Origin of the sequence: Microbacterium sp. UCD-TDU, from assembly GCF_000340625.1 — a bacterium.
In the GTDB taxonomy this organism is placed as follows: Bacteria; Actinomycetota; Actinomycetes; order Actinomycetales; family Microbacteriaceae; genus Microbacterium; species Microbacterium maritypicum.
Genome location: NZ_AOSO01000005.1, coordinates 297,806 through 318,775, shown reverse-complemented (window position 1 = coordinate 318,775; position 20,970 = coordinate 297,806). Strand labels below are relative to the sequence as shown.

The following is a 20,970-nucleotide window of genomic DNA, read 5'->3' as shown; positions in this document are numbered from 1 at the left end:
CGGATGCCGCAGCATCCGCCCCCTTCTCTCATGTCAGCGCAGCGCGTCGACGATGCCGTTCAGTGTCGCGGAGGGACGCATGACGGCCTCGACCAGCGCGTCGTCCGGACGGTAGTAGCCGCCGATCTCGACCGGCGTGCCCTGTACCGCGTTGAGCTCGGAGACGATGGTCTCCTCGTTCTGCGCCAGCGTGGCGGCGATCGGCGCGAAGGCGGCGGCGAGCTCGGCGTCCTTCGTCTGCTTCGCCAGCTCCTGCGCCCAGTACAGGCCCAGATAGAAGTGGCTGCCGCGGTTGTCGATCGTACCCAGGGCACGGCCGGGCGAACGGTCCTCCTCGAGGAAGGTTCCGGTGGCGGCATCCAGCGTCTCGGCGAGCACACGGGCCTTGTCGTTGCCCGTGCGGTCGGCGAAGTGCTCGAGCGACGCGGCCAGAGCGAAGAACTCGCCGAGCGAGTCCCAGCGCAGGTAGTTCTCCTCGACCAGCTGCTGCACGTGCTTGGGGGCGGAACCGCCCGCGCCGGTCTCGAACAGCCCGCCGCCCGCGAGCAGCGGCACGATCGAGAGCATCTTGGCGCTCGTGCCGACCTCGAGGATGGGGAACAGATCGGTCAGGTAGTCGCGCAGCACGTTGCCGGTGACCGAGATCGTGTCGAGCCCGTGGCGCATGCGTGCGAGCGTGTAGCGCGTGGCCTCCTCGGGCGCGAGGATCGTGATCGTGAGGCCCTTGGTGTCGAGCGTCGCGAGACCCTGGTGCACCTTGGCGATGATCTGCGCGTCGTGCGAGCGGTTCGCGTCGAGCCAGAACACGGCGGGGTCGCCGGTCGCCCTGGCGCGGGTCACCGCGAGCTTGACCCAGTCCATCACCGGGATGTGCTTGGTCTGCGTCGCGCGCCAGATGTCGCCCTTGCCGACCGTGTGCTCGATGAGCACGGTCCCCTCACCGTCGAGGACCTGCACGATGCCGTCTGCGGCGATCTCGAAGGTCTTGTCGTGGCTGCCGTACTCCTCGGCCGCCTGCGCCATGAGCCCCACGTTGGGGACGGTGCCGATGGTCGCCGGGTCCAGCGGGCCGTTCGCGATCACGTCGTCGATCACGGCCTGGTAGACGCCCGCGTACGACGAGTCGGGGATGACGGCGAGCGTGTCCGCCTCTTCGCCCTCCTTGCCCCAGAGTTTGCCGCCGTTGCGAACGAGTGCGGGCATCGACGCGTCGACGATCACATCGCTCGGCACGTGCAGGTTCGTGGTGCCCTTGTCGGAGTTCACGTACGACAGACGCGGTCCCTCGGCGATGGCCTTGTCGAAGGCGGCGGCGATCTCCGCGCCGTCCGCGACGTTCGCCAGACCCGAGAGGATCGAGCCGAGACCGTCGTTGGCGCTGAGTCCGGCGGCGGCGAGCTTGTCACCGTACTGCGCGAACACGTCGGCGAAGAACGCCTTCACGACGTGACCGAAGATGATCGGGTCGCTGACCTTCATCATGGTCGCCTTGAGATGCACCGAGTACAGCACGTCGTCGGCCTTGGCCTGGGCGAGCGTCTCTGCGAGGAAGGCGTCGAGCTCCTTGGCCGAGAGGAACGTCGCGTCGATGATCTCGCGCGGCAGGACCTTGAGGCCTTCCTTCAGCACGGTGACCGTGCCGTCGTGCGCCGTGTGGCGGAAGCTCAGCACGTCGTCGTGGGCGGCGACCCAGGAGCGCTCGTTGTGCTTGAAGTCATCGTGGCCGAGTGTCGCCACGCGGGTCTTGGATCCCGCGGCGAACGGCTTGTTGCGGTGCGGGTGCTTCCTGGCGTAGTTCTTCACCGCGAGCGGGGCACGACGGTCGCTGTTGCCCTCGCGCAGCACCGGGTTCACGGCGGAGCCCTTGATGCGGTCATAGCGCGCGCGAACGTCCTTCTCCTCGAGGGAGGACGGCTCGTCCGGGAAGTCGGGGATGTCGTATCCCTGCTTCTGGAGCTCGGCGATCGCCCCCTTCAGCTGCGGGATGGAGGCCGAGATGTTCGGCAGCTTGATGATGTTCGCCTCGGGGAGCGTGGCGAGACCGCCGAGCTCGGCGAGCGAGTCGCCCACCTGCTGCTCCGGGGTGAGCTTCTGCGGGAAGGCGGCGAGGATGCGGCCGGCCAGCGAGATGTCGCGGGTCTCGACTTCGATGCCGGCCTGGCCGGTGTATGCCTGGATGATCGGAAGGAACGAGGCGGTGGCGAGCGCCGGTGCCTCGTCTGTGTGCGTGTAGATGATGGCGTCGTCGGTCACCGGGAGGTTCTCCGTTCACGGGGCTATTTGTCTCGATACCAAGATACCTGAGCAGGTCTGACGCCGTGGCCCCGGCCTGCGACCGATGGCCGTTCGGATGTCGACGAACGGCCACAGCACGGCGAAATGTTCCCCTGAAACGTGTCCAGTGGGCCCGGAGGGGTTAGCCTTGGTCCATGTCCGAACTGCGCATGGTCGAACTCTCCGCTGCGACGATCGTCGCCGTGAACAACCTGTCGCTCAAGCCCGGACAGGAGCAGTTCCTCGCTCCGGTCTCGTACGGGATCGCAGCGACCGTCATCAACCCGCAGACCTCCTGGCAGCGGGTGATCCTGGATCGCAACGAGGTCGTCGGCTTCGTGAGCGCCAACTTCGACGCCGAGGCACCGGAGGAGCACTTCCGCTCCGTGCTGTGGCGCATCAACGTCGACGCCGACGACCAGGGGCGCGGTGTCGGCCGGTTCGCCGTCGAGGCGCTCGTCGACGAAGCCCGCGAACGCGGCGTCGACCACGTCAACGTGATCTACGAGGCCGGCGAGGGCGGGCCGGAGACCTTCTTCCACCGCGTCGGCTTCACTCCCGTGGGCGAGACCGCCTACGGCGAGGTCATCGCCGAGATCCGCGTCACGACCTAGACCGGGCGGCGGGGTCTCGAATCCCCTCCCCCATCGAGACCTCGTCGCCCTTCACGGTGATCGAGCGGAGCGCTCTCACGCCGTCGCGCTCCTGGTGTCAGGGGCGATCGTCCGGCTTGCCACCGGGCTTGCGCCGGCTCGTCCACGACGACAGCGCCGCGGCGGCAGCGCCGGCGGCCCGATCGATCGCTTCGGCCGAACGGTTGAGCATGTCCTGCGCGGCGTCCTGCCACGCCGCCGTCTCCGGCGCCTCCCCTGCCTGCACCTTGGCCGCGTGCTCTGCCGCCTCGAAGGCGCGCTCCAGGTCGGCGACGGCATCGCGATAGGCGGCGAACTCCGCCGGGGTGATGCGCCCGGCTGCCGCCCGGCGCATCTCTGCCGCGTGACCTGCCACGCGGAGGTATGCCGCCGTCTCCGGACGCTTCACATCGGTCATCGCCGGATAGGAGATCTGCAGGGCGGGATCGGTCTCGTACCGCATCCACCGGGCGGTCACGGCCTCATGCGCGGCGTGCAGGCGCTCCAGGGGGCGAGGCTCCGAAGCCGAGGGCACCGCGGCTCTCGCGGCGTTGAGGCGGACCTGACGCGCGCGCACATCGGCCGAGGCGGCCTTCGCATCGCGCTCGCGCTCCTTGAGCATCCGTCGCGCTCCCGCCACCTGTTCGGCGGTCGCACGCTGGGCTGCCCGCTCGGCGGTGACGCGAGCCAGGTCGGCACGCGCGATCTTCCACGCGGTGCGCCGCTCGGCCGCAGCCAGCTGCGCCTCCCTGAGGTCGTGACGTGCCGCGTCGACCGCGAGGCGGCGTCCGCTGACCGTGCTGTTGCGACGACGTATTCCCATCACACCCACCGTCCCCGCGGCGACCGCAGTCGGCGCGATCCACCACCACTCGGCGACGAGCAGCAACGGGTCCATACCTCGATGCTACCCACGCGCCGCGCTCGACGCTCATCCCCGGGTGTTCGCCCACCCTCGACCGCTGCGGCCATGAAGGCCCCGCGCGCACCGGCGAGGTCGGGCATGGCCGCAGCGGTAGAGCAAGTGGTCAGACGAGCGTCTCCTGCCAGGCTGCGTGCAGCTGCGCGAACTTCCCGGTGCCGCTGATGAGCGCGGCGGGGGTGTCGTCCTCGATGATGCGGCCGTGCTCCATCACCAGCACCCGGTCGGCGATCGCGACCGTCGACAGGCGATGCGCGATGATGATCGCCGTCCGGTCCTTGAGGAGCGTCTGCAGCGCATCCTGGATCAGACGCTCCGACGGGATGTCCAACGATGCCGTGGCCTCGTCGAGGATCAGCACCGCGGGGTCGGCGAGGAACGCCCTGGCGAAGGAGATGAGCTGGCGCTGGCCGGCCGACACCCGTCCACCGCGCTTGTTCACATCGGTGCCGTAGCCGTCCGGCAGCGATGAGATGAAGCCGTCAGCCCCCACCGCGCGTGCCGCGGCCTTGATCTCGTCGAGCGTCGCCTCCGGCTTGCCGAGGGCGATGTTGTCGGCGACGGTCCCACTGAACAGGTAGGCCTCCTGCGTGACCATGACGATCGCGCGACGGAGATCCTTCGGGTGCAGCGAGCGCAGATCGACCCCGTCGAGCGTCACCCGCCCTTCGGAGGGATCGTAGAAGCGCGAGATGAGCTTGGCGAGCGTCGACTTGCCGGCACCGGTCGTTCCCACCAGGGCGATCGTCTGCCCTGCCGGGATGTCGAGCGAGAAGTTCGGAAGGATCGTCTTCTCGCCGCTGTAGCCGAAGGTCACCTCGTCGAACTCGATGTGTCCGCGCGACTCCCACAGGTCGACCGGCTTCTCGGGGTCCGGAACCGTCGGCACCTCTTCGAGCACGCCCGACACCTTCTCCAGCGCAGCCGTCGCCGACTGGTAGGAGTTCAGGAACATGGCGATCTCCTGCATCGGAGCGAAGAAGTTGCGCACGTACAGCACGGCGGACAGCAGCACACCGACCGTGAGCGCCCCCTCGGAGACGCGGATGCCGCCCCACAGCACGACGATGCCGAGCACCAGCGCGGCCACGCCCATGAGTCCGGGCTCGAACGTACCGAACAGCAGCATCGAGCGACGGTTGACATCCCGGTACTCGCCCGCGATCTCCTGGAACGCCTTGTCGTTGCGGGGCTCCTTGCGGAACGCCTTCACGGCGCGGATGCCGGTCATCGTCTCGACGAACTGCACGATCACCTTGGCACTGATCACGCGCGACTCGCGGTAGACGAGCTGCGAGCGCGAGTAGAACCACTTCATCAGGAAGAACAGCGGCACTCCGCCGATCGCGAGGATGAGTCCGGACTGCCAGTCCCACACGCACAGGGCGATGAAGGTGAACAGGCCGAAGAGCACACCGGAGACGAGCTCGTTCAGGCCGCCGTCCAAGAGTTCCTTGATCGAGTCGAGGTCACTCGTCTGGCGCGAGATGATGCGACCAGACGTGTACGACTCGTGGAACTCCAGGCTGAGGCGCTGGGTGTGCAGGAAGATGCGCTTGCGCAGATCGAGCAGCACCGCCTGGGTGAGCTTGGCAGCGATGATCACGTACCAGGCGATCAGGACGGCGGCCAGCGCTCCCGCCAGCAGGTAGATGCCGCCGATCATGAACGTCGGCATCCAGTCGGCTCGGTCGATGGCCGCAGGCAGCGCGCGGTCGAGGCCGATGCTGATGAGGATGGGGCCGGCGACCTGCAGAGCGGTCGACACGACCAGCACCGCGGCGGCCAGCACGATCCGCGGCTTCAGAGGGCTGACCAGGGATCCGAGCAGTCGGAGGGACCGACGACGGATCTCCCTGCTCTCGTCACGGGTGTATTCGGAACGGTCCTCGTTCTGGGTTCCGGTGATGGCGGAGCTCATCGCTGCACCTCCTTCTCGGTGATCGGGTCTTCGTCGGCGGCTCGCATGCCGAGGCCCTCCTGGACCTCTTCGTCGATCTCGGCCTGTTCATCGCGGATCACCGGGATCGTCCCGGTGCGCGCCGCCTCCTCCGCCTCCAGGCTGGAGATGACGTGGCGGTAGTGCCGGCTCGTCTTCAGCAGCTCGGAGTGCGTGCCCACCGCCGTCACGCGACCGGCTTCGAGCAGGGCGACGCGGTCTGCGAGCGCCACGGTCGAGGGCCGGTGCGCGACGATCATGGCCGTGGTGTCGGCGAGCACGTGGCGAAGGGCCTCCTCGACGAGAGCCTCGGTGTCGACGTCGAGCGCCGACAGCGGGTCGTCGAGGACGAGCACCTTCGGGTTCGCCGCCACCGCGCGAGCGAGGGCCAGTCGCTGACGCTGGCCGCCGGAGAGGCTGAGCCCCTCCTCGCCGATGACCGTCTCTACGCCGTCGGGCAGCGCATCGACGAACGACGCCTGGGCGACGTCGAGGGCTTCGCGCAGCACCCGCTCCCCCTCCTCGCTGTGCACATCGAGCTCGGCACGGCCGAGGAGCACGTTCTCCCGGACCGTCGCCGAGAACAGCGTCGCGTCCTCGAACGCCATCGCGATGTGCTGCCGGAGTTCCGCGAGCGGAAGGTCGCGCACATCGACGCCGTCGAGCGTGACCCTGCCACCGGTCACGTCGTACAGACGCGTGGGCAGCGTGGTGAGGGTGGTCTTGCCGCTGCCGGTGAGTCCGACCAGCGCCATGGTCTCACCGGGGCGCAGCACCAGGTCGATGCCGTCGAGCAGATCGCGCTCGTGGGCGCCCGCATCCTGGTAGCGGAAGTGCGCGTTCTCGAACGCGAGCTCCCCGCGGGGGTTCTCGATGTGCACCGGGTTCTCCGGGTCGGTGATGGTGTTGGTCTCCGAGAAGATGTCGAACACGCGGTCGGTCGCCGTGCGGGCGTCGAGCATGAACGAGAACAGGAAGCCGATCGACTCGATGGGCCAGCGCAGCACGACCGCCATCGCGAAGAACGCGAACAGCTGCGCCTCGTCGATCTGTCCCACCGAGATCAGCCAGATGCCCGACATCAGGCTCAGACCGAACGCGATCTGCGGCATGAGGTCGAGCCAGAACCAGATCGACGCGATCGCGCCGGCCTTGCTCATCTCGGTCTCGCGCAGGGTCTCGGCCTGACGGCTGAAGCGGCTGAGGGCGTGCTTGCCGCGCCCGAACGCCTTGAGCACGCGGATGCCGTGCACGCTCTCCTCGACGCTGGTGGCGAGGTCACCGGCCTGATCCTGGCTGCGACGGGTGAGGGCGCCGTAGCGCTTCTCGAACAGGTACCCGCGGATCCACAGCGGGATCGCCGTCACCAGGAAGATGGTGCCCAGCAGCCAGTGCCACCGGAACAGCAGCACGGATCCGATGATGATCGTGAGGATGTTGACCACGAGCAGCACGAGGCCGAACGCGAGCCAGCGGCGGATGAGACCGATGTCCTGCATCATGCGGCTGAGCAGCTGACCGGAGCCCCACCTGTCGTGGAACGACACCGGAAGGGTCTGCAGGCGCGAGTAGAGCTCGGTGCGCATCTTGTACTCGACCTCGGTCGAGGGGTTGAGCACGAACTGGCGACGCAGCCAGACCATCAGCGCCTCGCCGAGAGCGAGGGCGAAGACGGCGACGGCGCCCCAGACGATGGCGCTGAGATCACCGGAGTAGACCGGACCGCTGATGATCTGCTCGAGCACGATCGGGATCATCAGGGCGATGACGGCGGCGATGAGCGCGCTGGCGGCACCGCCGGCGAGCCGCCAGATGACGGGCTTCACGAAGGGCTTCAGGCGCCACAGTGCGGCCGGAGTGGAAAGGGTCGATGACGGCGAGGGGTTCTGCGCGGAAGGCGAGGAAGACATGTCTCTCAGACGAGTTTCGTATGAACAGCGGGTGCGGAAGGGGACGGATGCGAGAGCGGACTCACAGAGTCCGGCATCCGACGAAGAAGGGGCGGGGTGGCTCTAGGAGAGCGGACGCGCCGTGGTCGAGCCGAGAGCTGCGATCCGCGCGATGGCGATCGTGGTCATGGTGTCCTCCTCAGGGGCTCGGCGATGTCGTCCGGTTGGCGCGACAGCCCACCAGCCTATTGCTGTGAACCAGCTGAAAGCAAGAGTCATTCCCGATTCCTGCACCGAGATCGTCGAGATCGCGAGGACCGCGGCCTCTCGACGCTCAGGCGCCGGCGGTGGCGGCGAGCTCCGACCGGAGGAAGCGCTGCAGGTTGCCGCCCAGCACGGCGAGGATGTCCGCCTCCGGCCAGCCGCGACGCAGCAGAGCCTCGGTCACGAGCGGAAGCCCGGTCGGGCCCTCGAGTCCCGGGAGGTACCGGTCGGCGGGGACTCCCTCGATCGTCGTCTGCACGCAGCACGGGGCCGTCGTGTCCGCGATCACCTCGCGGACGAAGTCCGGCCCCATCCCGACGTGCGCGATCCCGGCGACCGACACCACCCGCTCGAAGTGGTCGATCAGGGTGTCGATCGTGTAGGCGCTCTCGTGCAGGTAGGGCGCGAAGAAGTTGACGCACACGACTCCCCCGCTCTCCGCGACCCCGGCGATCTGCGCGTCGGTCAGGTTGCGGTGGTGGTCGAACAGCGCACGCGCCGAGGAATGCGTGGCCATGACGGGTCGTGTGGCGATCTCGAGCACGTGGTCGACTCCGCCCGTTCCGAGATGGCTGATGTCGAAGATCATGCCGACGCGCTCCATCTCCGCGAGCGCCCGGATTCCCGTGCGGGTGAGCCTGCTGCCTGCGGCGTCTTCGCCGCTGCCGTCGGCGAAGGCGCTGCGTCCGAAGTGCGCGACCGCGCCGATCCGGATCCCGAGGCGATGCACGGTCTCCAACAGCTCGACGTCATCGGCGATTCCGGGCATCCCCTCCAGGGCGAGCACCAGCGCGATGCGCCCTTCGCCGATCACGCGGTCGATGTCATCGCCGTCCAGGCACAGCCCGACGGCGTCCGCGTTGCCCTCCGCCAGCCGGTGGGCGGCTTCGATCATGCGCATGGTGCGACGCAGTGCCCCCTCCGGGCGGTACACGTCGTCGATGAACACGGGCAGGACCTGAAGGTCCACACCGCCCTCCTGCAGCTGCGGGAGCCACTGCGCACGGAAGTAGTCCGACCACTCATCCGAGGGGCGGGTGGCCACCGAGCACAGCAGGTCGTTGTGCGCGTCGGCGACGACGGCGCGGCGGTGGAGGGCGAGTGCATCGTTGGCGGTCACGGGATGAGCCTATGGCCGCGTCGGTGCGGATGCTTCGTCGACGGGCACCATGACGACAACCCGTCGTGGTACGCGCGACTCAAACGCCGGCGCTCTCCCTGGCGAGCAGGCTTTCCTTGACGTCGAGACCCCAGGCGAATCCGCCGAGGCTGCCGTCGGTACGCAGCACGCGATGGCAGGGCACGAACAGCGCGGGCGCGTTGCGGGCACAGATGGATGCCGCCGCCCGCACGGCGCGAGGGCTGCCCAATCTCGCCGCGAAGCTCGTGTACGTGAGCGGAGCGCCGGGCTCGATCGCCCTGAGCGCCGACCAGCCGGCGATTTGGAGCGTCGTCCCGATCTGCTTCACAGCCACGTCGTCGATGGCCGACAGGTCGCCGGCGTAGTAGGCGAGCGCCGCCGCTGCGGCATCCGTCTCCGCCTCGCGGAGTGCTTCGGGGCGGATCGCCGCCGGCAGCCGTCCGAGAACGGTCTCGACATCGGACGTCCATCCGGAGGACAGCACGCGCTGACGGTCGTCGGCGAGCACCGTGAAGGCGCCGTCGGGGGTGGCGATGGTCTGGATGAGGGCGGTCATGAGTTCTCCTTCACGGTCGTGTCCGCGCGAGGTACTGCGGATGCGGGTCGCCGCCGTGCGGCAGGGCGCACCGGGGCGGCGCGCCACAGGTGCGCACTGAGGTAGCTGCGCCACGGTGCGGTGCGCTCGGACCACGCCGTGAGCGCTCGGGCCTCCCCGGGCAGGCCCGCCGCCGCCGCGCCGGCGCGCAGTGCGACGTCACCCGGCAGCAGCACATCGGGATCGCCGAGCACACGCATGCGCACGTAGTCGGCGGTCCAGGGGCCGATGCCCGGCATCGCGAGCAGCGCGGCACGCTGCTCGGCACCGTCGTCGCCGACCGTCAGCCGCAGGGATCCGTCGGCGAGAGCGGCTGCGGCGCCCGTGATCGCACGGATACGGGCGGCGGGTCCACGCAGCACCTCGGCACCGCGCTCGGCGATCGCCGTCATGGTCGGGAACAGCAGCCCGCTGTCGGTGCGCTCCCCGAGAGCCTCGGCGAGGGCGATGAGCGCCGTGCGGGCGGCGACCACGGTGATCTGCTGCCCGACCATGGCACGGATGAGCATCTCGTGCGGATCGGCGGATCCCGGCACGCGGATGCCCGGAGTGCGGGCGACGAGCGACACGAGCTCGGGGTGCGCGCAGAGCGCCTCGTCGATCGCGAGCGGGTCGGCGTCGAGGTCGAAGATGCGCCGCACCGTCGACACCAGCGGGGCCAGGTCGCCCAGCCGCGCGACGCGGGCGCGCAGGTGCAGGCGCGCCGCCTCGTCCTGGCGCACCTCGAACCAGGCGGGACCGCCCGACATGCGCAGGTACCGGGAGAACGACGTCACCGTGGCCTCCTCGATTCCGGGCACGGCGCGCGCCGCCATCCAGGCGAAGATGCCGCTCGCGTCGAGCGGTCCTCGGTACGGCAGCACGAGGTCGATCGCGCCGGGTGCCGCCGACGCGTGCGACCGGCGGCGTGCCCTGAGCTCACCCGGTGTGAGGGCGAAGACCTCGCGGATCGTGTCGTTGCACTGGCGGATGCTGGCGAACCCGGCGGAGAAGGCGACGTCGGAGATGGGCATGTCGGTGCCCACGAGCAGCATCCGCGCGGTGTGCGCTCGATGCGCCCTGGCCAACGCCAGAGGGCCGGCGCCGAGCTCGGTGCTGAGCAGGCGCGTGAGGTGCCTGCTGGAGTACCCCAGGCGCGCGGCCAACCCCGGAACGCCCTCGCGCTCGACGACGCCGTCGGAGATCAGGCGCATCGCACGCGCGGCGGTGTCGCCGCGGATGTCCCACGCCGGAGAGCCGGGCGCGGCTTCTGGCAGGCAGCGCTTGCACGCCCGATACCCGGCCTCATGCGCGGCGGCGCTCGTGGGATAGAACGTCACGTTCTGCGGTTTCGGCGTGCGTGCAGGACAGCTCGGGCGGCAATAGATCCCGGTCGAGCGCACGGCCGTCACGAACTGCCCGTCGAAGCGGGTGTCGCGTGCGCTGATCGCACGGTAGCGCTCGTCGAAGCCGGTCGCGGAGAAGGTCATGCCCCCACTCTGCCACCCTCCACCGACGTCGACTGGCGGAAATCGGACATGACTGTCGCGAGGCGGCTCACCCTGCCGTCAGCGGCCCCGTCGCACCATCCGCCCGGCTGCGCGCAGCGGCCTCGTCACCTTCCAGCTCGCGCTGCGGTGCACCGCTGCGATGGCGTCGTCGCGCGCCACGATCACATCCGACAGGCGCGCCCGCTCCGTCTGCAGCATGTCCACGACGTCATGCAGCGACGCGACCTCCGCCTCCAGATGCGGGATGCGCGCGACCTGCGCGATCATCTCGCCGAGACGCTCGAAGTCGGCGCGGACCCGGTCGGCGACCGACGTCTCCGCCTCGAAGAGCGCGCGCAGCGGCTCGTGCCGGATATCCCCCACCGCGAGCACACCGAGCCCATGCCCGTGCTCGAATGCGAACATGCGCCCTGGTTCGGAGATCTCCTCCCAGAGGCGCCATACGCCGAAGTCGTCGCGTCGCTCGGCGATGTCGTGGAAGAGGATCACACCTCCGTCGCGAACCGTGTCCCGCCACTGTTCGTAGTCCTCGCGGGCGTCCTCGTACCCGTGGCGTCCGTCGATGTGCAGGAGATCGACGGACGCCGCGGCGAAACGCGGACGTGTGTCGGAGAAGTAGCCGCGGTGCAGTTCGACCGACGACGGGTAGTCGCGCGACGCGATCGAACGCACGGACTGGTAGATGGAATCGTCGTAGAAGCCCGCGTGGTCATCGCCCTCCCAGCTGTCCAGGGCGTTGATGGTGAGCGGATGCCCGAGCCTCTTCGCGGCCTCGGCGAAAGCGAAGCACGAGAAGCCGTTGTGCGTGCCCAGTTCCACCACGTCTCGCGGGCGCAGCACGTCGATGAGCCAGGCGGCGAACGCGCCGTGCGTCACCCACGCCGAATCCACGAAGTGCGCCGGCATCCAATAGGACGTCGGTCTCAGCCACGGCATAGCCGACATGCCTTCGCCCGACGTCGCACGCGCCTGTGCTTCCATACTGTCGCCCCATCGCCCCAGTGAGCCCCCAGTATATAGGTGCACGGCGGGCGTGCGTCGGGAACGCGTTCCCGACGACGGCGAGCGCTCAGTGGAAGAAGTGACGCTCCCCGGTGAAGAACATCGTCACGCCGGCCTTGCGCGCAGCGTCCACGACCTCCTCGTCGCGCACCGAGCCACCCGGCTGCACGATCGCCGTGACTCCGGCGTCGATCAGCACCTGGGCCCCATCCGCGAACGGGAAGAAGGCATCGGACGACGCGACGGATCCGGCGGCGCGCTCCCCCGCACGCTCGACCGCGAGGCGGCACGAGTCGACGCGGTTGACCTGGCCCATGCCGACACCCACCGTGGCGTTGTCCTTCGCGAGCACGATCGCGTTCGACTTGACCGCGCGGCACGCCTTCCAGGCGAAGATGAGGTTCTCCATCTCCTCGTCGCTCGGACGCTCTCCCGAGACGAGCTCCCAGTTCTTCGCGACCGAGACGATGTCGTCCGGGAAGCGGTCGGCATCCTGCAGCAGCAGTCCGCCGGAGACGAGGCGCACATCCATGCGCTCCTGCTGCCAGTCCTCGGGCAGCTGCAGCAGACGCAGGTTCTTCTTCGCTTTGAACACCTCGAGCGCGGCCGGCTCGAACGACGGCGCGACGATGACCTCCGTGAAGATGTCCTTGAGGTTCTCCGCCATCTTGAGCGTCACCGTGCCGTTCGCCGCGATCACACCGCCGTAGGCCGAGACCGGGTCGCACTCGTGGGCGCGCAGGTGGGCGCTGGCGATCGGGTCGAGGGCGTTCGGCGCGGTGGTCGCGATGCCGCACGGGTTGGCGTGCTTGATGATCGCGACGGCGGGCTTGATCATGTCGTACGCGGCGCGCAGGGCGGCATCCGCGTCGACGTAGTTGTTGTACGACATCTCCTTGCCCTGCAGCTGCCTGGCCTGAGCGATGCCGTGACCGCCGGCGCGCGTGTAGATCGCGCCGCGCTGGTGCGAGTTCTCGCCGTAGCGGAGGGTGGCGAGGCGCTCGGCCTGGATCGTGAGGTGGGTCGGGAGGTCGCCGTCGTCCTGCAGCGTGCCCTCGGCGAACCAGGAGGCGACCGCGGTGTCGTAGGCCGCCGTGTGCGCGAAGGCACGCGCGGCGAGCTCGCGGCGCTGGGAGACCGAGGTGCCGCCCTGGGTGAGCGCTGCGATGATCCCGGGGTACGACTGCGGCGAGACGACGATCGCCACGTTGGCGTGGTTCTTCGCCGCGGCACGCACCATCGCGGGTCCGCCGATGTCGATCTGCTCGACCACGTCGTCGCCGACGGCGCCCGAGGCGACGGTCTCGACGAAGGGGTAGAGGTTGACGACGACCAGTTCGAAGGGGGTGATGTCGAGCTCGGCGAGCTGGCGCTCGTGATCCTCGAGGCGCAGGTCGGCGAGAAGGCCGCCGTGGATCTTGGGGTGCAGCGTCTTGACGCGTCCGTCGAGCATCTCGGCGACGCCCGTGACGGCGGCCACGTCTGTGACGGGGAAGCCCGCATCGCGGATGGTCGACGCCGTCGAACCGGTCGAGACGATCTCGACACCCGCATCGGCCAGAGCCGCGGCCAGGACGAGCAGGTCGGTCTTGTCGCTCACCGAGACGAGTGCGCGCCGGATCGGCACGGTGTCGCGGTCGCGGTAGAGCGTGGGGTCGTGGCGGGGGCCGGCCATGATGGCTCCTTCGTGCGGGGGCGTCGGGTGGAGGGGGTCAGGAAGAAGGGCTGAGGGCGAGATCACCGTCGGCGATCGCGCGGACGACGTCGATGAGCAGGCGGCGCTCGACGGGTTTGATCCGCTCGTGCAGGCTGTGCTCGGTGTCGCCGTCGAGGATCGGGACTCGTTCCTGGGCCAGGATCGGGCCGGTGTCGACACCGTCGTCGACGACGATGACGCTGGCGCCGGTCTCGGCCGCACCGGAGGCGAGCGCGTCGCGGACGCCGTGCGCGCCGGGGAACTCGGGCAGGAATGCGGGATGGGTGTTGATGAGACGCGGCGAGTACTGCGCGACGAGCGACGGCGGCAGCAGACGCATGAGTCCACTGAGGACCACGAGGTCCGGGTTCCAGACGGCGAGCTGGCGCGCGAGCTCTTCGCCCCACGCCTCACGGCTGTCGTGCTCGTGCCACGGCACGGTGAAACTGGGGATGCCGAACTCCTCGGCGTGAGCGAGCCCGTCGGCTTCGCGGTCGGCTCCGACGACGATCACCCTGGCGGGGAAATCGGGATGACGAGCGGCCTCGAGGAGGGCGCGAAGATTCGAGCCGGTGCCCGAGATGAGAACGGCGACCGTGAGCACGCGCCCAGTCTACCGGGGCGCGACGACCTGTTCCGCCCGACGTCCGCACATGCGCGGCGGGCGTCAGTCGCGGTCGACTCGAGGCGGTGTGAAGCCGCGGAGATCGTCCAGGGGTGCCGTCTCGTCGAAGGCCTGCGTGTCGGAGAAGGGGATCCCCGGCACCGCGCCGGCCGCGGGTGCACCGGCCGATGTGAGGCTCGGGTCGAGCTCCGTCATCTCGGCGATCCAGCGGTCGGTGCGCTCCTCGGCCAACTCATCGCGATGGCGCGGGGAGAGCAGCAGGATCGCCGCTCCGACGAGGACTTCCAGACCCAGCGCGAGCATGAACGCCGGCGCCGAGGGGCCGACCTGCGCCAGTCGACCCGGACCCATCGAACCGCTCGCCAACACGGCCGCGAGGCCGAAGACGCCCGCGCTCGCGCCGGCGATCCCCAGCGCGATCGCGGCGCGCTGCATCATGCCCAGCGGCGTGCCCTCCCAGACGAGACGGGAACGCACGGCCCAGCCTGCGAACGCCCCGGCGGCGATCGGGACGAGCACGACGATCAGCATCCACATCGAGCTGTTCTCGGGCAGCAGCCCGAACACGGGGATGCCGGGCACGACGCCCAGCTGCGTGCCCGCGGGCGACACCGCGGTTCCCGCTCCGACGGCGAAGCCGGGACCGGCGAGCCAGGACGCCGCCCACACGATGAGGGTCGGAAGATAGACGAGCTGTGCCAGGGTCATCACGGTCGCACCGAGCGCATCGACGCGGGCGGACTGGAACAGGGCGACGACCTCGCCGCCGCGGAACAGCGTCATCACGGCGAGCGCCAGGGCTGCCGCGCCGACGACGCCCACCAGCGCGAAGGCCGTGCCGCGCACGATCGCGACGGGCACGGGCGCCCAGTCCTCGCGGGCGTCGATGCGATCGTGGAGACGGTCGAGGATGCCGCCGTCGCCCTCCTCCCACGCGACACGGACGGCGCCGCAGAGCGTGCCGACGAGGTAGACGGCGGAGGGGAGGACGATCGCGAGGAGCAGCGGGGTCTGCGCGGCATCCAGCCGGGCCGTCAGCGCGACGCCCGTGGAGATCGCGGCGAACACCACCGTGCCCGACAACGATCCGAGCAGCCAGGTCCCGGCCGATGCGGCCCTGGACCCCGAGCGCGCGGCGAAGAGCAGCGTGAAGAGCAGGAACGCCAGCGGGGTGATCGACACCGCGAACGAGGCCGCCTCCGACGGGATCGCGAGAGCGACGAGGAGTTCGTCCGGGATGGTGACCGCCAGCGGCACCCCGTGGCCGAACTCCCAGAGCGTCCCGGTGAGCGGCCAGAGTGCGCCCCAGTCGGCTGTGATGCCGAAGGCGAGCGTCCACAGCAGCGTCAGCGGCGCGAGCAGCACGACGAGACCGACCGCCGCGGCGATGGCGGCGTCGAAGGCGGCGAGGAGCGCGACGAGGAGGCGTTGCATAGCGTTTCGAGACTACGACGAGTTGCCGACGAAGCCCCGGGGGCGCGCGTGAGGTCGGCGACACGATAGCGTTTCTCCGGAGGTTTCCCGATGACAACTGCCCCGCCCGCCCCGGCATCCACCGAGCCCAAGAACTCCCTGGACCGCTTCTTCGAGATCAGCAAGCGCGGATCCACGATCGGCACCGAGATCCGAGGGGGTCTGGTGACGTTCGTCACGATGGCCTACATCGTGATCCTCAACCCGATCATCCTCTCCGGCAAGCCCGACGTCGCCGGAGACATGCTCAGCTTCAATGCCGTGGGCGCCGCCACCGCCCTGACCGCGGGCGTGATGACGATCCTGTTCGGGCTCGTCACGCGCCTGCCGTTCGGCTTCGCCGCAGGACTCGGCATCAACGCCTTCGTCGCGTTCTCGGTCGTCGGTCAGGTGACCTGGCCCGAGGCGATGGCACTCGTCATGATCAACGGTGTCGTCATCGTGCTGCTCGCCGCCACCGGGCTGCGCAAGGCGATCTTCGACGCCGTCCCCTTCCAGCTGAAGATCGCGATCACGGTCGGCATCGGCCTGTTCATCGCCTTCATCGGCTTCGTCAACTCGGGCTTCGTCACCGCGACCGGCGCCTCATCTCCCCCGGTCGGCCTCGGTGTGAACGGCTCGGTCGCGACCGTACCGACCCTGCTGTTCGTGATCACGCTGCTGCTCACGGGCATCCTCGTCGCTCTCAAGATCAAGGGCGGCATGCTGATCGGCCTCATCGGCGGCACCGTGCTCGCGGTCATCGTCGAGGCGATCTGGCACATCGGAGCGCGCGGCTTCGACGACGAGGGCAACGTGGTGAACCCCGGCGGCTGGGGCCTCACGGTACCTGCGCTCAGCGGCTCGCCCATCGGCGTTCCCGATCTCAGCCTGATCGGCGCCGTCGACTTCAGCTTCGACCTGAGCAAGGTCAGCCTCGTCGCGATCGTGATGATCGTCTTCACGCTGCTGTTCACGAACTTCTTCGACGCGATGGGCACCATGACGGGCCTCGCCAAGGAGGCGAACCTCGCCGACGACAACGGGGACTTCCCGCGCATCAAGTCGGCGCTGGTCGTCGAGGGCGTCGGTGCGATCGCCGGTGGTGCGACCTCCTCGTCCTCGAGCACGGTCTTCATCGAGTCGGGCGCCGGCATCGGCGAGGGCGCCCGCACGGGTCTGGCGAACGTCGTGACCGGCGTGGTGTTCCTGATCGCGATGTTCCTGACCCCGTTGACCTCGATCGTCCCGACCGAGATCGCCGCCGCGGCGCTGATCATCGTCGGTGCGATGATGATGGCGCAGATCCGCTACATCGACTTCAGCGACTTCCGCGTGCTGCTGCCGGTGTTCCTCACCGTCTCGGTCATGCCTCTGACCTACTCGATCGCGAACGGCATCGGGGCGGGCTTCGTCAGCTGGGTGCTGATCCACGCGTTCTCGGGCAAGGCCAAGACCATCAGCCCGCTGCTGTGGGTCGTGGGCGCCGGCTTCCTGATCTTCTTCGCCCGAGGTCCGATCGAGGCCCTCTTCGGCGTCGGGATCTGACAGCGATCCGAGATCACGAGAGAGGGGCGGGTGCTGCGGCATCCGCCCCTCTCTCGTACCTCCAGATGCAGGAGCACACGCCCCGAGCGGCCCTGCATCCGTCAAGAGGTCCTGCATCTGACGAGGACGGCCACCTCTCGAGGCTCAGGCGTAGGCGGCCGCGAACTCCGGCGACGGCTCGATCGGCTCGATCACGTCGATCAACACGCCGCCGGGCGCCTCGATGATGAAGTGCCGCTGCCCGAAGGCCTCATCCCGAAGGGGCAGTCGTTCAGGAAGACCTTGCTCCCCCACCAGCCGCGCATGTTCGGAAGCCGCATCCGGGACCTCGACGTTCAGCAACAGCCCGCGCACGGGTTCTCGGAAGCCCTCCGGAATCGTCTCGTGCGCCCGTTCGAGGATCGCGAGCTCGCCGCCGCCGTCGTGGTCGCGCAGACTCACGTACCAGTCGGCCTCGAACACCACCTCAAAGCCGAGTTCCTCCCGATAGAAGCGCGCGGCGGTGGCGACATCGTCCACCATCAGCACCGGATAGAAGCTCGTGATCTGCATGACTCTCCCTCTTACGTGCACTGTGTTTGTATCTGGCGGGATTAGAATACATACACCCTGCACGTAAAGGAAGACCATGCCCCGAGCATCCGCGGTCGACGCCGCCGAGACTGCGCGACGCATTCTCGAGACCGCCGCATCCCACTTCGCCGCGCAGGGATACGGCGCAGCATCCGTCGACGAGATCGCCAGCGCTTCTGCGGTGACCCGTGGAGCTGTGTATCACCACTACACGTCGAAGCCGCTGCTGTTCGCCGCCGTCGCCGCGGAGCAGCAGCGGATCGTCGCCGATGCGATCATCACCGCCACCGCGGACAGCACCCCGGACACCGCGCTCCGCGACGGCAGCCACGCGTTCCTCGACGCGATCACCCGAGGAGCGGCGTCGCGCGTGCTGCTCGTCGACGGTCCTGCCGTTCTGGGGTGGGAGGAGTGGCGCCGACTCGACGGCGAGGGGCCAGAACAGGAGCTGCGCAACGGCGTGCGCGAGGCCGGCGTCGCGCCCGCTCTCCTGGGCCCGCTCACCGCGGCGCTGTCCGGGGCGATGAACGAGCTCGCCCTCTGGCTCGCCGCCCGCCCGGACGACGACGACGCGCGATCGGATGCGCACGCGGCGCTGGATCGCCTCCTGAACGCCGTGGCACCGCGGAGCTGAGCCAGGGCGCGCCGCCCGCCGCCGAGCAGCCAGACCGAGCGAACGGGCATGAAAGAAGGCCCCGGAGTGGAGTCCGGGGCCTTCAGATCAAGCGTAGCTCAGATCAGAGCGCTTCGATGATCGCGCGCATCAGGTCTGCCGTCTCGGACGGCGTCTTGCCGACCTTGACGCCGGCGGCCTCGAGGGCCTCCTTCTTCGCCTGAGCGGTACCGGCGGAACCGGACACGATCGCACCGGCGTGCCCCATGGTCTTGCCCTCGGGAGCGGTGAAGCCCGCGACGTACCCGACGACCGGCTTGGTGACGTGCGCCTTGATGTAGTCGGCCGCGCGCTCCTCGGCGTCGCCGCCGATCTCGCCGATCATCACGATCGCCTTGGTCTCGGGGTCGGCCTCGAACGCGGCGAGCGCGTCGATGTGCGTGGTGCCGATGACCGGGTCGCCGCCGATGCCGATGGCGGTGGAGAAGCCCAGGTCGCGCAGCTCGAACATCATCTGGTAGGTCAGGGTGCCCGACTTCGACACGAGGCCGATCGGTCCCTTGCCCGTGATGTTCGCCGGCGTGATGCCCACGAGCGCCTCGCCCGGCGTGATGATGCCGGGGCAGTTCGGGCCGATGATGCGGGTCTTGTTGCCCTTGCTCTGGGCGTAGGCCCAGGCCTCGGCCGAGTCGCCGACGGGGACACCCTCGGTGATCACGACGAGCAGCGGGATCTCGGCGTCGATGGCCTCGATCATCGCGTCCTTCGTGAAGGCGCCGGGCACGAAGGCGATCGACACGTCGGCGCCGGTCTCCTTCATGGCCTCGGCGACCGAGCCGAAGACGGGCAGCTCGACGGCATTGCCGTCCTTGTCGGTGTGCGAGACCGTGGTGCCGGCCTTGCGGGCGTTCACGCCACCGACGACCTGGGTTCCGGCCTTGAGCATCAGTGCGGTGTGCTTGGTGCCCTCGCCGCCGGTGATGCCCTGGACGATGACCTTGGAGTCCTTGTTGAGGTAAATCGACATTCTTCTCGTCCTTCAGTCTCAGGCGTTGGCGAGCTCGGCGGCCTTGTCGGCGCCCTCGTCCATGGTGGCGGCCAGGGTCACGAGCGGGTGCGCGTACTCGGCGAGGATCGCACGACCCTCGTCGACGCGGTTGCCGTCGAGGCGCACGACGAGCGGCTTGGACGCCGCGGCGCCCAGCGTCTCGAGGGCACCCTTGATGCCGTTGGCGACGGCGTCGCACGCCGTGATGCCGCCGAAGACGTTCACGAACACGCTCTTGACCTGCGGGTCGCCGAGGATGACGTCGAGGCCGGCGGCCATGACCTCAGCCGAGGCGCCACCGCCGATGTCGAGGAAGTTGGCCGGCTTCACACCGTTGTGGTTCTCGCCCGCGTAGGCGACCACGTCGAGCGTGGACATGACGAGCCCTGCGCCGTTGCCGATGATGCCGACCTCGCCGTCGAGCTTCACGTAGTTGAGACCCGATGCCTTGGCCTTGGCCTCGAGCGGGTCGGCTGCATCCTTGTCCTCGAGCGCCTCATGCTCGGGGTGACGGATCTCGGAGGCGTTGTCGTCGAGGGTGACCTTGCCGTCGAGCGCGATGATGTCGCCCTCTTCGGTGCGCACCAGCGGGTTGACCTCGACCAGCGTCGCGTCCTCACCCTTGTAGACGTCGAAGAGCTTCACGAAGACGTCGGAGACCTTCTCGACGAGGTCTTCGGGGAAGTTCGCCGCGCGGGCGATCTCGACAGCCTTCGCCTTGTCGATGCCGGTGAGCGGGTTGACCTCGACGCGTGCGAGCGCCTCGGGACGCTCGACGGCGAGCTCTTCGATCTCCATGCCACCCTCGACCGAGCACAGGCTCAGGTAGGAGCGGTTGGCGCGGTCGAGCAGCACGGAGAAGTAGAACTCCTCGGCGATGCGCGCACCCTGCGCGACCATGACGCGCTTGACGACGTGGCCCTTGATGTCGAGGCCGAGGATGGCCTTCGCTGCCTCGTACGCCTCGTCGGGGGTCTTGGCGACCTTGACGCCGCCCGCCTTTCCACGGCCGCCGGTCTTCACCTGAGCCTTGACGACGACCACTCCGCCGATCTTCTCGGCAGCCGCCCTCACCTCTTCAGGGGTGTCCGCGACGATGCCGGCGAGAACCGGCACTCCGTACTTTTCGAAAACGTCTCGTGCCTGGTACTCGTACAGATCCACTGTGGTTCCTTCACTGGGCTGCTGTCTGGTAATTCTCTCGATGTCGAGACATCGACCAGTCCCCCAGCCTACTACCTCGCTCTGAGGGCTCCTGCGGCCTCGG

Annotated in this window: 18 protein-coding genes; 3 read left to right on the top strand and 15 right to left on the bottom strand. The window is 69.0% G+C overall.

Annotated features, from left to right (window positions below):
- Nucleotides 1–33: 33 nt before the first annotated feature.
- On the bottom strand, nucleotides 34–2,253 hold the full coding sequence (locus D514_RS21535; RefSeq protein WP_017828335.1) for an NADP-dependent isocitrate dehydrogenase: 2,220 nt from the start codon (nucleotides 2,251–2,253) through the stop codon (nucleotides 34–36).
- A 176-nt stretch (nucleotides 2,254–2,429) separates the two neighbouring features.
- Here D514_RS21535 and D514_RS21530 point away from each other — a divergent pair, with 176 nt between their 5' ends.
- Entirely contained in the window at nucleotides 2,430–2,888 is a 459-nt protein-coding gene (locus D514_RS21530; RefSeq protein WP_017828334.1) for a GNAT family N-acetyltransferase, read from the top strand.
- Between the two features lie 97 nt (nucleotides 2,889–2,985).
- On the opposite strand, the gene D514_RS21525 is transcribed toward D514_RS21530, so the two are convergent.
- From D514_RS21525 to D514_RS21480, 11 genes are all read right to left on the bottom strand, one after another.
- Entirely contained in the window at nucleotides 2,986–3,804 is an 819-nt protein-coding gene (locus D514_RS21525) for a hypothetical protein (RefSeq protein WP_017828333.1), read from the bottom strand.
- 130 nt (nucleotides 3,805–3,934) lie between these two features.
- Nucleotides 3,935–5,749: an ABC transporter ATP-binding protein gene (locus D514_RS21520; RefSeq protein ID WP_017828332.1), complete on the bottom strand. Its 1,815-nt coding sequence runs from the start codon at nucleotides 5,747–5,749 to the stop codon at nucleotides 3,935–3,937.
- Complete coding sequence (locus D514_RS21515; RefSeq protein WP_017828331.1) at nucleotides 5,746–7,677, bottom strand: ABC transporter ATP-binding protein; 1,932 nt, start codon at nucleotides 7,675–7,677, stop codon at nucleotides 5,746–5,748. The genes D514_RS21520 and D514_RS21515 overlap by 4 nt, the downstream gene beginning before the upstream one ends.
- Before the next feature lie 102 nt (nucleotides 7,678–7,779).
- Nucleotides 7,780–7,935 carry a hypothetical protein gene (locus tag D514_RS38820; protein WP_157535648.1) on the bottom strand — a complete coding sequence of 52 codons (156 nt, stop codon included), beginning with the start codon at nucleotides 7,933–7,935 and terminating at the stop codon, nucleotides 7,780–7,782.
- Between the two features lie 55 nt (nucleotides 7,936–7,990).
- Entirely contained in the window at nucleotides 7,991–9,040 is a 1,050-nt protein-coding gene (locus D514_RS21510; protein WP_017828330.1) for a dipeptidase, read from the bottom strand.
- A 79-nt stretch (nucleotides 9,041–9,119) separates the two neighbouring features.
- Nucleotides 9,120–9,617 carry a methylated-DNA--[protein]-cysteine S-methyltransferase gene (locus D514_RS21505; protein WP_017828329.1) on the bottom strand — a complete coding sequence of 166 codons (498 nt, stop codon included), beginning with the start codon at nucleotides 9,615–9,617 and terminating at the stop codon, nucleotides 9,120–9,122.
- Nucleotides 9,614–11,125, bottom strand: a complete 1,512-nt coding sequence (locus tag D514_RS21500) for a DNA-3-methyladenine glycosylase 2 family protein (protein WP_017828328.1) — start codon at nucleotides 11,123–11,125, stop codon at nucleotides 9,614–9,616. The genes D514_RS21505 and D514_RS21500 overlap by 4 nt, the downstream gene beginning before the upstream one ends.
- Nucleotides 11,126–11,203: 78 nt before the next feature.
- Nucleotides 11,204–12,082 (bottom strand): class I SAM-dependent methyltransferase, encoded by an 879-nt coding sequence (locus D514_RS21495; RefSeq protein ID WP_051056542.1) that lies wholly within the window; start codon nucleotides 12,080–12,082, stop codon nucleotides 11,204–11,206.
- Between the two features lie 133 nt (nucleotides 12,083–12,215).
- Nucleotides 12,216–13,823 carry a bifunctional phosphoribosylaminoimidazolecarboxamide formyltransferase/IMP cyclohydrolase gene (gene purH, locus D514_RS21490; RefSeq protein ID WP_017828326.1) on the bottom strand — a complete coding sequence of 536 codons (1,608 nt, stop codon included), beginning with the start codon at nucleotides 13,821–13,823 and terminating at the stop codon, nucleotides 12,216–12,218.
- Nucleotides 13,824–13,860: 37 nt separating this feature from the next.
- Nucleotides 13,861–14,448 (bottom strand): phosphoribosylglycinamide formyltransferase, encoded by a 588-nt coding sequence (gene purN / locus D514_RS21485; RefSeq protein WP_017828325.1) that lies wholly within the window; start codon nucleotides 14,446–14,448, stop codon nucleotides 13,861–13,863.
- 63 nt (nucleotides 14,449–14,511) lie between these two features.
- On the bottom strand, nucleotides 14,512–15,903 hold the full coding sequence (locus D514_RS21480) for a DUF6350 family protein (RefSeq protein WP_017828324.1): 1,392 nt from the start codon (nucleotides 15,901–15,903) through the stop codon (nucleotides 14,512–14,514).
- 90 nt (nucleotides 15,904–15,993) lie between these two features.
- Between D514_RS21480 and D514_RS21475 the strand changes: the two genes are divergently transcribed.
- Entirely contained in the window at nucleotides 15,994–17,469 is a 1,476-nt protein-coding gene (locus D514_RS21475; RefSeq protein ID WP_017828323.1) for an NCS2 family permease, read from the top strand.
- Between the two features lie 144 nt (nucleotides 17,470–17,613).
- On the opposite strand, the gene D514_RS21470 is transcribed toward D514_RS21475, so the two are convergent.
- Nucleotides 17,614–18,021, bottom strand: coding sequence for a VOC family protein (locus tag D514_RS21470; RefSeq protein WP_017828322.1), 408 nt, complete (start codon nucleotides 18,019–18,021; stop codon nucleotides 17,614–17,616).
- A 76-nt stretch (nucleotides 18,022–18,097) separates the two neighbouring features.
- Here D514_RS21470 and D514_RS21465 point away from each other — a divergent pair, with 76 nt between their 5' ends.
- The gene (locus D514_RS21465) at nucleotides 18,098–18,676 is read left to right on the top strand and encodes a TetR family transcriptional regulator (protein ID WP_017828321.1); all 579 of its coding nucleotides are present in this window, start codon (nucleotides 18,098–18,100) and stop codon (nucleotides 18,674–18,676) included.
- Between the two features lie 103 nt (nucleotides 18,677–18,779).
- Here D514_RS21465 and sucD read toward each other — a convergent pair whose 3' ends face one another.
- Nucleotides 18,780–19,682, bottom strand: a complete 903-nt coding sequence (sucD, locus tag D514_RS21460) for a succinate--CoA ligase subunit alpha (protein ID WP_017828320.1) — start codon at nucleotides 19,680–19,682, stop codon at nucleotides 18,780–18,782.
- Between the two features lie 18 nt (nucleotides 19,683–19,700).
- Nucleotides 19,701–20,867, bottom strand: a complete 1,167-nt coding sequence (sucC, locus tag D514_RS21455) for an ADP-forming succinate--CoA ligase subunit beta (RefSeq protein WP_017828319.1) — start codon at nucleotides 20,865–20,867, stop codon at nucleotides 19,701–19,703.
- Nucleotides 20,868–20,970: the final 103 nt, after the last annotated feature.